The sequence below is a fragment of the Lunatimonas lonarensis genome (assembly GCF_000390185.1).
Classification (GTDB): Bacteria; Bacteroidota; Bacteroidia; order Cytophagales; family Cyclobacteriaceae; genus Lunatimonas; species Lunatimonas lonarensis.
In genome coordinates this window covers 78,157-91,040 of record NZ_AQHR01000044.1, presented here as the reverse complement: position 1 = coordinate 91,040, position 12,884 = coordinate 78,157, and the positions used below count along the sequence as shown (strand labels likewise).

Genomic DNA, 12,884 nt, shown 5'->3' with positions numbered 1-12,884 from the left:
ACATTTAAAAGGCCGGTTGAATTTGATAGGGTCGTCCAAAAGGCCCGCAAACGCCAATTACTTTCTTTTGTTTGACGGGGTTTTGGAAAGTCGCAGTAGCATGTTTTTTAGCAGATCTCTGAGCAGTTCCGTGAGTGGCTCGGGTTCCAAGACGTCCACATAGTCGGCAACGGTTAGAATCCACCGGGCCAAACCCTCCAGCGAGGAAGTCATGAAGGTCATTTGGACGGTTTTGCCGGTTATTTCTTCCATGACAAATCCGTGATGATAGCGCATTTCACGGAGGTATTTTGCGTTTTTCCTCTCCACGCTAAGAACTACGCGCTCCAGAAGCTGGTCCTTTGCCACCTGGTCAAGGTATTCGCTCAACGACGGGTGATTCCGGCTGCGCATAGTGTCCAATAAGGTAACGCTCTGTACCCTATCCAATCGAAAGGTGCGGTAGGCAAGCCTTAGCAGGCACCATCCGATAAGGTACCATTTCCCGTATGCGTGGTAGACGCCTACCGGCTCAATAACCCGATCGGTCGTTTCTTCTTCCAAAAAACTTGTGTACTTGAGTTGAACGTTTTTTGACTCCAATAGGGCGTTTAAAAGGGATTGAAGTGTTTGCTCGCGATCCTTATGCGGATTGCTGATCACCGCGATTTGCTCCGAAAGATTGGCGACCCGGTCTTTTTGTCCTGAGTTTAGTAGGGATTTTATTTTATACATGGCCGATTGAAAGTGGCGACTGCTCTCCCGATCTGTAAACTTTTCAATTATCTTTTCCGCTATCAAGAGTGACACCACCTCCTCTTTGCTGAATTGGACAGGGGCAAGACGGTATCCTTCTACGAGCGTATATCCCACCCCCGCTTCACCCGTGATGGGTATACCTGCTTCTTCGAGCGATCGCATGTCTCTGTATACCGTTCGCAGACTGATTTGGAACCGATCGGCGATTTCCTGTGCTTTTACAGCGCGTTTCGACTGTAGCTGGGTCAAAATGGCGGTTAGTCGATCAATCCGGTTCATCCAGCAGTTGTTTTGTTTCCTAAATGTACCTTTTTTGGACTTATCCACCGCGTAGGTTTGCCGTATTCATTGCTTTCTATCGCGATACCGTGCAGTGCAAATTTTTTTTGAATTAATCTTCGGGACTACTGACATAGGGCTGTCACTTGCTCTCTCTTTCTTTGTACGTATAATCAACTATCCACAAAAAAAACAGATCATGGAAACACAGGAAAAATCAGTGCCGCAAACAAAAACTCCCATAATTGACCGCCAGCAGTTACTTGCGCATTGGCAGGGACACAGATCCCTTACCCGTCGCGTTATAGGCCTTTTCCCTGATGACAAGCTTTTTTCCTTTAGAATAGGGGGGATGAGACCTTTTGGAGCCATTATTCAGGAATTGCTGGCCATTGCCGGGCCGGGGGTGGTCGGTCTCGCAACCAACGAATGGAATAACCTGGATGAAAACCTGGCCGGGCTGGACACAAAGGAGAAGCTTTTATCCGCTTGGGATGAGACTACCGAGAGGATTAACGAGTGGTGGCCTCGCGTACCGGAAGAGAGATTTCAGGAACGCATTACCGCGTTTGGTCAATATGAGGATGTGGGGTACTGCACTTTGTTGTACTTCATTGATAACGAAATACACCACCGGGGACAGGGCTACGTGTATTTGCGTTATTTGGGTGTGGCCCCACCGAATTTCTGGGAACGTTAAGCGCTTCATCCGATAAGTTATTTCCCCCGGGTGGATTTCCGCCCGGGGGAAATTTGGGTTTTTTTGCGTATTACCCATCCCGTAGGGTGTACTATCAAGGCGATTCTTTCATATGGTTTTTACAAAATCGTGGTTTTAGTTAAATTTAAGCGATGAAAATGCTAACCACCCAAGTGCTTATTTTTCTCCGTAACAAGCCGGACAGAAAGAATTTGCTCCTCTTGTTCCGGTTTTTGATTGTCCTATTAGTGATCATTCTGATTTACACACTGATATTCAGGTATTTGATGGGGTTAGAGGGGCAGACGTATTCTTTGGTGACCGGGTTTTATTGGACACTCACCGTGATGTCTACGCTTGGGTTTGGTGATATCACCTTCCAAGGCGATGCAGGCAGGTTATTTTCTGTGATCGTTTTGGTGTCTGGCATGCTTTTTCTCCTTATTCTCTTTCCCTTTACCTTCATCAATTTTTTTTACTCTCCCTGGATGAAGGCCCAAGAGCTGGCGAAGGTTCCTAGAGATCTGCCTGAGGGAATCTCCGGTCATGTTATTCTGACGAAATACGGGCCTATAGCCGAAGTGCTAATCAAGAAGCTGAAACAGTTTAACTACGAGTATGTGGTATTGGTAGCAGATATTCAGGAGGGGTTGCGGTTACGGGACCTGGGGGTTCATGTGATGCTGGGTGATTTGGGCGATCCGGAAACCTACCGGATGGCGAGGGTAGGCAGGGCTGCATTGGTGGCGACCACAGAATCTGATGTCATAAACACCAACGTTGCATTTACGGTAAGGGGCATCAGCAAAGAAGTTCAGATCATCGCAACGTGTAGTTACTCAGCCTCCGATGATATACTCAAATTGGCCGGCTGTAATCATGTGCTGCATCTGGGAGAAATAATGGGGTTGTTTTTATCAAGGAGAGCCAATGGTGGCGATGCCGGTGCCCACCTAATTGGCGAGTTTGACGAATTGAAGATTGCCGAAGCGCTGGTGACCGGGTCGAGCTTGGTTGGACTTAAATTAAGGGAAACGAGGCTTCGGCAGGACATTGGTGTGAGTGTGGTGGGTGTATGGGAGCGGGGTAAGTTTCAAGCTGCTGAGCCAGATACGCTGATTTCCTCCAGTACGGTGTTGGTTTTGGCAGGGACAGCCCAGCAGATAGAATCGTACAATCAGACCTTTTGCGTAAAGGCCGTGATGGCGGCGCCTGTTTTGATCATAGGGGGAGGGCGCGTGGGGCGTGCTACGGGTCGTAACCTGATTGCCAGGGGACTGGATTACAGAATTGTCGAAAAGGATCCCGAGAGGGCGAGGGGAAAGGAGCGAGTGGTGTTGGGTGATGCTGCCGAGTTGGAAGTGCTGAAGGAAGCGGGCATTGACGAAACCCACTGTGTCATCATCACATCTCATGACGATGATGTCAATGTTTACCTGACCATCTATTGCCGGCTTTTGCGCCCGGATGTGCAGGTAATCACCAGGTCAAATTTGGAGCGGAATATTGGAATCATGCATAGGGCAGGTTCCGATTTTGTCATGTCATATGCCTCCATGGGGGCCAACACGATCTTTAACCTGTTGGAGCGGAGTGGCATCCTGATGGTGGCCGAGGGATTGGACCTCATCGAAGTGGCCGTTCCGGAGTCGCTGGAGGGAAGAAGCATAGCGGCATCCTGTATACGCAAGGAAACAGGCTGTACCGTTATTGCCGTGAAGGCGGAGGGCATCACCCATGTAAATCCAGCACCCGATATGGTATTACAAAAAGATGCCGAGATTATCCTGATAGGTACGGTTGAGGCCGAAAAGAAGTTTTTTGAACGGTACGGTTCAAACTAAAGGCACGCCTTCAAGCCTTCCTCGATAGGCGTTGGCTTCAAACCATAGGCCTTTTCAATTTTGGAAGAGTCAAAGCAATAGTTGTTTTCAAGCTGGTAACTCAGTTCTTTTATTTCGGAGAGAATGGGTATAAAGGGCAATAAGAGTGTCATCAATAGGGGTGGCATACGCCGAATGGTTGCCTCCATGCTCAGATATCCACTTAAAATAGCTGCAATATCTTCCGCTGAGGGATATCTGCGGTCTGTGGGTAAGTGCCAAACTTGGTTGTAGGCGGCATCGTGTTGGGCTAAAAACGCGGTGGCATTTGCAGCATCAGGGATATAGGTGAAGGAGTGCTTTTTATTGGTTTGGTAGAGCCACTGCGCGGATTTGCCCGCTTTCATGCGGTTGATGACTGATTCGTTCAACATACAAAACCGGGCATCTTTCCCATAAAAATCGGCTGCGCGAACGATCATTCCCTTTAGTCTACCGGAACGGATTTCATCCAACATCTCTTGGGCAATTTTGGCGCGAACTATTCCTTTTCTACTGGACGGATTGATGGGACTGGACTCCGTGAGTTTCCCTACATGCGCGGGATCATACGCATACATGTTGTCAAAAAAAACCAACTTGGTGCCGTGGGCAATACATGCGTCCAAGACATTTCTCATGATGACAGGCCACTGTTTTTCCCAAATGTTGGTTTTGTAGGTTATTCCTACCACCAAATAAGCCGTATCTGAACCAGCTACAGCGCGATCAGTTGCTTCCGCATCCAATAAATTGGCGGTGAACACCTCATCGCTTGGGTTGACCTTCGAAGGGTTTCTACTGACCAATCGGAGGGGGAGGGCATTTTTAGCGAGTTCCATCGCCAGGGCTTTTCCGATATTTCCGGTAGATCCCAAGATGGTGTGGTAAAGTGGTTGGCTCATGGCTGTTGTAGTGACGAATGGGTAGAAAAGAAAGAATAGGTGGTGGTCCAGGTTTGGCTTTCGCCGGGCATTACGTGTACATCCATGTAGGGTTCTGGACATAGCGTAGTGTGTATTCCCCAAAAGGGTAAGAAAACGATGGGGTGATCATTGGTGATTCGTACTCCATAGCCGCTCTTTCGGTTGGTTAGGGTGATGTCGTAATCCGAAGCTTCTTCCGAGTAGCCTCCCAGCACAAAATAGACGCTTTCTCCTGGTGGGATAGCCTCCTTAAATGCCACTTTATTGCCGGAAATTTCGGTGACTGTGCCCATTCCCTTGGTATTTGAAATCAGCGTCGGCCGAAATGGGAATGAGACCTCGTAAGCGGGGCCTATGGGCTGATTGTCTAACATAAAAAAATTGTGATTGTATACGCGGGTTTTGATGGGATTTTTGCCGGTATTTTCCAGTCGGTGCACCAATTTCATTTCTGGCTGACCTTGTACCAGCTCCACTACCTTGGTATATTGGTAGCCGTAGCCGTTTTTTTCCGAAAGGCGCTGCCGGAGTGTGACACTTGTTTTTGTTTTTTTGATTCGCCACTTTCCATGATCGGTGATCTCAAAGGGAGCAGTAAAGCGGTAAGGCTGTTCGTCTATTTTCCGGATCCACCCAATGCCGATTTTAAGAAACTCTTCTCCGGACTTTGCTTCCTCGTATCCGATCGGGTCAAAAGCTTCCACTGGCCCTAAAATTGCGTCGTGCAGATACGGGTCATACCGCTGAAACCACTGCCCGAAGTACGTGTGCCCCTGAAAAGTAAGTTGGGAGATGACACCAGACCAATCAAATCGGGATCCTCTATAATATCCTTTTGAGGCATCGGGAAGATACAGGCTGACCCGAAGGTCATCGCTTTGGATCTCTGTGGATGGGAAATCTTGAGCTTTTGCAATGCCAACCCAACTGGTCAGCACCAATAACCAGGCAATCCAGTAGGGTTGTTTGAATAAATGGAAGGAATGCATCATACTTGACTGAATATAAAGCAGTAAGATATGCGTTCTGACCCGGAAAGCAAAATGATATTATTTACGGAACGCCATGTCGTTCCAATGGATTTCCTTTCGGAAATCCCGGATTCGGGTATCCTTGTCTATGACGAGCGCCTCTACGCCCGCAATTTCAGCAAAGTCCATCAAGATTTCTGTGCTTAGGTTAGAGCTGAAACAGGTGTGGTGTGCACCTCCCGCCAAAATCCAAGCTTTGCAAGCAGTTTCCATGTCGGGAAGCGGTTTCCAAAGCACGCGGGCTACCGGAAGCTTTGGGAGTTCGTTTTCGGGATCTACGGCTATAACCTCATTGATCACCATTCGGAATCGGTTTCCCATATCCACCAAGGAGGCATTGAGGCCCTTTCCGCCCGCTGCATTAAATACCAGTCGGACAGGATCCGCCTTGCCGCCTATACCCAGTGGGTGTATTTCCAAGGAGGGTTTGTGAGAGGCCAAGCTTTCGTCGACCTCCAGCATGTGGGAACCCAGCACCAAGCTGTTTTCAGGATCAAAATGGTAGGTGTAATCCTCCATGAATGCATTAGCACCGGGGAGCCCCTTACCCATTACCTTCATGGCGCGAACCAACGCGGCTGTTTTCCAGTCTCCTTCCCCAGCGTACCCATAGCCTTTGGCCATGAGGCGTTGTACGGCAATTCCGGGAAGCTGGTGCATGCCATGTAGGTCCTCAAACGTATTGGTGAAGCCATTGAAGTTTCCCGCCTTCAGAAATTGTTCCAGCCCCAACTCGATTCGAGCAGCTTCCAATAGTGAGTTTCGCCATGTTCCACCGGGTGCCAGTTCCGGGGCTAAAGTATAGCGTTCTTCGTATTCCTCGAGTAATACCTGAATTTCGTCTTCGGTGACCTGAGAAATGGCTTCCACCAAATCTCCTACCCCATGGGTATTCACCGAAAACCCGAATCGGATCTCCGCTTCCACTTTATCCCCTTCGGTTACGGCTACCTGCCGCATATTGTCTCCGAAACGGACAAATTTTGCATCCTGCCAATCGTTCCATCCGGCACATGCCCTTGCCCAATCGTCGATTTCTTTATGAACAGCTGGGGATTGCCAGTAGCCGACCACCACCTTACGGGGAAGCCTCATCCGGGAAGTGATAAACCCAAACTCTCTGTCTCCATGGGCACTTTGGTTTAGGTTCATAAAATCCATGTCGATGCTGCTCCAGGGAATATCCCGATTAAACTGGGTGTGTAGATGTAATAAGGGCTTTTGAAGGATTTTTAGCCCATTGATCCACATCTTGGCCGGAGAAAACGTGTGCATCCACGTGATCACCCCCACGCAGGAAGGAGATTGGTTTGCCTGATTAAGTACCCGTTTGATTTCCGGTGTATCGGTGACCACGGCAATAAACCGAACCGAGATCGAAAGCAGTGGCGATGCTTGCAGACCTTCCGTAAGTTTTATTGCGTGATCTTTTACTTCTGCAAGGGTTTGTGCACCGTAGAGGTGTTGGCTTCCTGTAATAAACCAGAGTTCGGATTGGACGGCTGGGCTCATAGTTGTTTTTTTGACACTTTTAACGGTGTCTTTTGATACTGTTTCTTGATGAGTGGATTTATCTTTTGATTTTGTATTGGCTGTTTATCCTTCTAGCAGGACGGCACGGTCTTTTTGGTCCGACTCTACGCTGGGGGGTATTTCGTTTTTGGGTATAAAGTTAAGCACTCGTTGAAACTGGGCGTGATAGCTCTCTTGGTTTAACGTGTAAAAGTAGGCGCCCTTTTTTGATTTTGATTTGTCTTTTTCCTGCTTTCTGGAGATGATGCCAGTTGACAATACCTTCCTGGAAAAATTCCTCTTGTCGATCGGGATATCGTAGAGTCCTTCGTATAGAATCTGCAATTGCGGAAGGGTAAATTTCTTGGGGAGCAGTTCGAAAAGAATGGGATGCAGGGCTGCTTTGTACCTCAATTGTTTTAATGTCAAATCGACCATGTTTTGATGGTCAAAAATCAGTGCTGGCAAGGATTTCATTTTGAACCAGTTGGGCTGAAAATGATCGCAAAGCTGCTTGGCGTATTGCTTGATGTCAATTAATGCAAAATAGGTCATGCCAATAACCCGCTCTACCGGATCTCTGTTGGGATGGCTGAATGCATGGAGTTGCTCCATGTACACATTACGAAGGCCGGTCAACTCAAACAAGATCCGTTGGGCGGCCTCATCCAACGACTCGGAGGGTTGCAAAAAACCGCCCATTAGACTCCATTTGTCCTTTTCGGGTTCAAAACCTCTTTGGATAAGGAGCAATTTGTAATCTTCTCCGTCAAACCCGATGACTACACAGTCTACGGAAACCAGCATACGGGTTTGATTTGAATACTCGATCATACGTGTCTTTAACTAAATTTTCTGATGGTTTCAGTGAAAGGATTTAATAGGTTATCGTTTTTTTCATTCTTGGCCATCTTTTAGCCAAGTAACCTGCGATGGGACAGGTTCTGGACCTCAAGGATGCAAAGATATTTTTTGGCTGCATACCTTCTATTGGGGACTTCCCATTTTAAATTCTCCATTTACCCAGCTATCTTTACCAACCTAGGAAAAGAAAAGGCATAGAAGAAGGCTAGTGACTGCTTGGTTAGGGATGATCGTAGCGCATTTCAAACCATCAACAGTAGCGTGGCGTGTACTCGCCTGATGGAAAATACACGATGCTTTTTTGATATGATCCGATTTTGCAGCAGGCAAATCATTTTGAAAATGCTTCTTTGCCTGATCCTACGAGGGCTAAATTAAGTAAAAAATGACATTTAAGATAAAAAACCTTTATGGAATCATTTAAAAATTTAAAAGAAACCTGTTACGCGGCAAACATGGAGTTACCAAAATTGGATCTTGTTGTCTATACTTTTGGCAACGTAAGTGTTGTAGATAGGAAGCAGGGGGTATTTGCGATCAAACCGAGTGGTGTACCCTATGAAACACTACGCCCGGCTGACATAGTGATTGTTGATTTTGACAGTCAAGTGGTTGAGGGATCGCTCCGGCCCTCTTCCGATACCAAAACCCATGCGTTTTTGTACCGGCATTGGGAGCATATAGGTGGTATCTGTCATACCCATAGTACGTACTCGGTTGCCTGGGCCCAATCGCAGCAGGACATTCCGGTTTTTGGGACAACCCATGCAGACCATATGACCCAAGATATACCCTGTGCACCCCCGATGGCAGACCACTTGATTGCAGGTGACTATGAGCATAATACCGGACAGCAGATTTTGGATTGTTTCCACACGAAGGGACTTTCGTATCAGGAGATGGAAATGGTGCTCATCGGAAACCACGGGCCTTTTACTTGGGGCAAGGACGCAGAGAAGGCTGTATATAACAGTAGAGTACTGGAGGAAATAGCGAAAATGGCCTATTTGACACGACAAATAAATCCCAATGCTCCTAGGCTAAAGGATGCACTCATTCAAAAGCACTATGAGCGAAAGCATGGTTCCGGTGCTTATTACGGGCAAGGATGTTGATTGTGACTTTGAGGATCATTCGTTATTTTATTGCGGCCTTTGGGTCTAAATGTAAACAAGCTGTATATTTTTATATATGAAATGTAGTTGGCTACCACGTTCTGCTAGGTTTGTGTGTACGGTTTTCATTTCTCTATATCTTGTTGGGAGGCAAGTTGTATAGCATGTGGCTGGAGGGAAAGGGGCGATTTTTTAATAATCCGTAAGGAGTAAAAAGGGCAAGTAATTTTTTTGGTGTCCTATTTCTCTTTTTTTTCTACATGTTCTTAATGAATCGGACGGCGGGCTTCCGGTACCCCAAAGGGATTGATAGGTGCTTTTTTCGGATAGTCGGCTTTTTTAGTATTTGTAAGGAAGGAGAGGTCGCCCATACCAGAATTTTATTTTTTGTTTTTGCATATGATTGACTGAAAATTTTATAAAATGATTGTTTTTTTGTTTCTGTGAAAAAAACACTTAAAAAACTTTTTTATTTATGTAAAAAATTCCAACATTTCGAAAAGCATATAAGAGATGAGAGAAGTTCACTTTAAAAAACGGAGTTTGTGAAATCAACGCTTCGGTTTTTTGTAAAAATTGTGCAATCGATTGCGCAAGTTTTACACGGATAAGTCGATCTATCTATTACAGTCTATTCATTTAACGTTCAAGTTGCCTATGAAACACGAAGCGACATGCTTGGAGATGTATGTCCAAAATCCTTATCATTATCTCCAAAATGTAAATTAACTATGTTAAAACCCAAAATGTATGAAAAAATCATTACGTTTAATTTCGGATATTCCCAAATACAGCAAGTTTGCACTTTCAGTGCTGATTTGCTCCGGGTTGTCCTATGTACCAGCGTTTGCTGGTTTTTCTGCCGCAGACGCACCTATTATCCTTGAGAACAAGGCAGACTTTGCACGGGTCACCGGAACGGTAAAAGATTCAAATGGAGAGCCGATTCCAGGTGCTACTGTGGTAGTAGAAGGTACCGGGTCAGGTACAGCTACTGATATCGACGGCAAGTTTTCGCTGGATGTGCCGGATGGAGGCGTCCTCGTGGTGTCGTTTATCGGCTACAAGCCTACCCGGGTTTCGGTTGGAAACCAAACAACCCTTAACATTGTGTTGGAAGAAGACATGTCTTCGCTACAGGAGGTAATTGTGGTAGGATATGGTACGCAGGAGAAGAGAAACATCACCGGAGCCATCGCTTCATTGGATGAACGCTCCATTCGCGAAATCCCCGTTGCCTCCGCTGTAGAGGCTATTCAGGGCCAAGTGGCAGGTGTAGACGTGGTATCAGGGGGCGGACGCCCCGGCCAGGCACCCCAAATCTTAATCAGGGGTCGTAGATCCATTTCCGCCTCAAATGAGCCGCTGTATGTAATCGATGGAATCCCGCAGACCAGTGCAGGGTCGGCGATCTTTGACATCAACCCGCAGGATATCACCTCTATGGAGGTGCTTAAAGACGCCGCAGCCACTGCAATTTATGGTTCCAGGGGTGCAAACGGCGTGGTTATCATCACCACCAAGCGGGGCAGCACAGATAAGACAACTGTTTCCTACGATGGTTATTATGGGATTTCCAACACGACTTCCCGAGTACGTATGATGAACGGAGAGGAGTTCGCCGCGATGAAGCGTGAATCTAGAAGATGGGATCCCAATACCCGGGCAGCTGCATGGAATGGGGTGATTCCCGATGACGAGTTTGTGTTTTTGGATCCTATCGAGCTGGAATCCTTGGCTATGGGACGTTCTACCGACTGGTTGGACCTTATCCTAAAAACCGGTTACCAGACCAACCATCAATTCAGTGTAAACGGCGGCAACCAAAACACCCAGTTCAATATCTCACTGGGATACTTTGACGAGGAGGGAATCGTGGACAACATGGATTACCAGCGCGTTACTGCCAGGGTAAACCTGGATCATAAGATCAGCAAAGTATTCAAAGTGGGCACTTCCTTTACAGCCTCGTCGGTGATCCAGAACTGGGGTTCGGGCTCCGCCCTTGGAGAGGCCGTCGCCAACAACCCCCTCGGTGTACCATTTAACGATGACGGAAGCATCCGTTTTCTTCCCACAAACGATGGTATCCGTACCAATCCCTTGTCTGAGTTAGTGCCAGGGGCCTTTATGGATGAGAGACGATTTACCCGAATTTTCGCTCCTTTTTATATGGAAGCAACGATTACGGATGGTTTGAAGTTTACAACCAACGCCGGTCCAGATATTCGGTTTAGAAGGGTTGGTAATTTCCGGGCCAGTCAAACCAACGCCAACAGAGGGGGGCCGGCCAGTGCTTCGTTGGAAAACGAAATTGACATGGGATATACCGTTGAGAACATCTTAAATTATAGCAAGACGTTCGGAACCCTGCACAGTTTTCAGGCAACGGCCCTTCAGAGTATTCAGGGGTTGAGGTCTGAAAGGCATTTGACCGAGGTATCCAACCTTCCGTACGAAACCCAGATGTTTTACGATTTGGGCTCTGCGGAAGTGAGGAACAATGTCGCCAGTAGACTTGAAGAATGGACGTTGGCCTCCTACATGGGTAGGGTCAATTACGAATTGGCGGGAAAATACCTTTTCCAAGCGACATTGAGAGCAGATGGCTCTTCCCGATTGGCTCCCGGAAGGCAGTGGGCCTATTTTCCAGGGGCATCAATGGGATGGAGGGTGATTGATGAGGACTTTATGAAAGGTCAGAATGCGATCACGGAACTAAAATTACGTGCATCGTACGGACGCGTGGGTAATACTTCCGTAGACCCTTATCAAACATTGGGCAGACTTCGCAGAACAGTCTACGCATTTGGAGAAACCCAAGCCTTGGGTTTTGGCCTGAATCAGATTCCGAACCCTGACTTGGGATGGGAGATATCTTCCACGGTAAATGGTGGGGTGGATTTCGGTTTGTTTAACAACCAACTTTCCGGTTCATTCGAGTATTTTGTGACCAATACCACCGATATTCTTCTGGCAAGAAATCTTCCTTTCACTTCCGGTTACAACAATATTCTTCAGAATGTGGGTGCAACCCGATCTAGGGGCGTGGAGTTGAGCATCAATGCTACACCTACCGATACACCTAAGTTCCGTTGGGATATTCAGTTCAATATTTCCCGATGGAGAGAGGAAATCGTGGATCTTGTTTTCAAGGACGAAAACGGCAATTCCATCTCCGATGTGGGTAATCAATGGTTTATTGGACAGCCCATCCGTGTGTTCTTCGATTACGAGAAAATCGGAATTTGGCAGGCCGATGAGGTGGATTTGGCGCGCCAGATGGATCAGAAAGTGCCCGGCGAAATCAAGCTGAAGGATCAGGACGGAGACGGAAGAATCACACCCGCCGACCGTATCGTATTGGGTACCGATGTTCCAGATTTCGTAGGTGGTATCACCAATCGGTTCCAGGTAGGCAATTTTGATTTGAGCGTGTTCTTTTTCTATCGCGTTGGGCATATGGTTCGAAGCCGCTTCCACGACAGCAACAGCGGGCTGTTTGGGCGATACAATAACCTGTTGGTGGATTATTGGACCATCGATAACCCAACCAACGATAACCCTCGTCCGAATGTGAATCAGGAGTTTCCACGGGATGGATCCACCCGATCCTATTTTGACGGCAGCTTTGTGAAGCTTCGAAATGTGACCCTCGGTTACAATCTGCCCGCACCTATTGCAAACAAAATGTTCATGAGCAGAGCACGTATCTATGCGACGGCGCAAAATCCGCTCTTCTGGGCAAATTTTGATACCTGGGATCCTGAAATTGCAGGTGAACTTAACGCGGGCGTAGTGCCTTCGGCGAGACAGTTCTTATTGGGTATCAACGTTTCATTCTAACATTTGACAAC

The 12,884-nt window shown here is 47.2% G+C and carries 9 protein-coding genes; 4 read left to right on the top strand and 5 right to left on the bottom strand.

The window, feature by feature from the left end; translation table 11 throughout:
- Positions 1-57: 57 nt before the first annotated feature.
- Positions 58-1,017, bottom strand: a complete 960-nt coding sequence (locus tag ADIS_RS06940) for a helix-turn-helix transcriptional regulator (RefSeq protein ID WP_010853678.1) — start codon at positions 1,015-1,017, stop codon at positions 58-60.
- 199 nt (positions 1,018-1,216) lie between these two features.
- Here ADIS_RS06940 and ADIS_RS06935 point away from each other — a divergent pair, with 199 nt between their 5' ends.
- Together ADIS_RS06935 and ADIS_RS06930 are read left to right on the top strand one after the other, a co-directional pair.
- Entirely contained in the window at positions 1,217-1,717 is a 501-nt protein-coding gene (locus ADIS_RS06935) for a DinB family protein (RefSeq protein WP_010853677.1), read from the top strand.
- Positions 1,718-1,869: 152 nt separating this feature from the next.
- On the top strand, positions 1,870-3,561 hold the full coding sequence (locus ADIS_RS06930; RefSeq protein WP_035805009.1) for a potassium channel family protein: 1,692 nt from the start codon (positions 1,870-1,872) through the stop codon (positions 3,559-3,561).
- On the opposite strand, the gene ADIS_RS06925 is transcribed toward ADIS_RS06930, so the two are convergent.
- The 4 genes from ADIS_RS06925 to ADIS_RS06910 form a co-directional block, all read right to left on the bottom strand.
- Positions 3,558-4,484 (bottom strand): NAD-dependent epimerase/dehydratase family protein, encoded by a 927-nt coding sequence (locus tag ADIS_RS06925; RefSeq protein ID WP_010853674.1) that lies wholly within the window; start codon positions 4,482-4,484, stop codon positions 3,558-3,560. The genes ADIS_RS06930 and ADIS_RS06925 overlap by 4 nt on opposite strands.
- The gene (locus tag ADIS_RS06920; protein WP_051113281.1) at positions 4,481-5,497 is read right to left on the bottom strand and encodes a hypothetical protein; all 1,017 of its coding nucleotides are present in this window, start codon (positions 5,495-5,497) and stop codon (positions 4,481-4,483) included. Before ADIS_RS06920 ends, ADIS_RS06925 begins: the two co-directional genes overlap by 4 nt.
- 57 nt (positions 5,498-5,554) lie before the next feature.
- A complete protein-coding gene (araA, locus tag ADIS_RS06915) occupies positions 5,555-7,048 on the bottom strand; it encodes an L-arabinose isomerase (protein WP_010853672.1) in 1,494 nt (497 codons plus the stop codon).
- A gap of 84 nt (positions 7,049-7,132) precedes the next feature.
- Positions 7,133-7,882, bottom strand: a complete 750-nt coding sequence (locus ADIS_RS06910) for an NUDIX hydrolase (RefSeq protein WP_010853671.1) — start codon at positions 7,880-7,882, stop codon at positions 7,133-7,135.
- A gap of 440 nt (positions 7,883-8,322) precedes the next feature.
- Between ADIS_RS06910 and ADIS_RS06905 the strand changes: the two genes are divergently transcribed.
- The gene (locus tag ADIS_RS06905; RefSeq protein WP_010853670.1) at positions 8,323-9,027 is read left to right on the top strand and encodes an L-ribulose-5-phosphate 4-epimerase; all 705 of its coding nucleotides are present in this window, start codon (positions 8,323-8,325) and stop codon (positions 9,025-9,027) included.
- 750 nt (positions 9,028-9,777) lie between these two features.
- Positions 9,778-12,873 (top strand): SusC/RagA family TonB-linked outer membrane protein, encoded by a 3,096-nt coding sequence (locus ADIS_RS06900; RefSeq protein ID WP_010853668.1) that lies wholly within the window; start codon positions 9,778-9,780, stop codon positions 12,871-12,873.
- Positions 12,874-12,884: the final 11 nt, after the last annotated feature.

Coding starts and splice junctions, on each gene's coding strand:
- araA (WP_010853672.1), bottom strand. CDS start 7,048: ATGAGCCCAGCCGTCCAATCCGAACTCTGGTTTATTACAGGAAGCCAA.
- ADIS_RS06935 (WP_010853677.1), top strand. CDS start 1,217: ATGGAAACACAGGAAAAATCAGTGCCGCAAACAAAAACTCCCATAATT.
- ADIS_RS06900 (WP_010853668.1), top strand. CDS start 9,778: ATGAAAAAATCATTACGTTTAATTTCGGATATTCCCAAATACAGCAAG.
- ADIS_RS06910 (WP_010853671.1), bottom strand. CDS start 7,882: ATGATCGAGTATTCAAATCAAACCCGTATGCTGGTTTCCGTAGACTGT.
- ADIS_RS06930 (WP_035805009.1), top strand. CDS start 1,870: ATGAAAATGCTAACCACCCAAGTGCTTATTTTTCTCCGTAACAAGCCG.
- ADIS_RS06920 (WP_051113281.1), bottom strand. CDS start 5,497: ATGATGCATTCCTTCCATTTATTCAAACAACCCTACTGGATTGCCTGG.
- ADIS_RS06925 (WP_010853674.1), bottom strand. CDS start 4,484: ATGAGCCAACCACTTTACCACACCATCTTGGGATCTACCGGAAATATC.
- ADIS_RS06940 (WP_010853678.1), bottom strand. CDS start 1,017: ATGAACCGGATTGATCGACTAACCGCCATTTTGACCCAGCTACAGTCG.
- ADIS_RS06905 (WP_010853670.1), top strand. CDS start 8,323: ATGGAATCATTTAAAAATTTAAAAGAAACCTGTTACGCGGCAAACATG.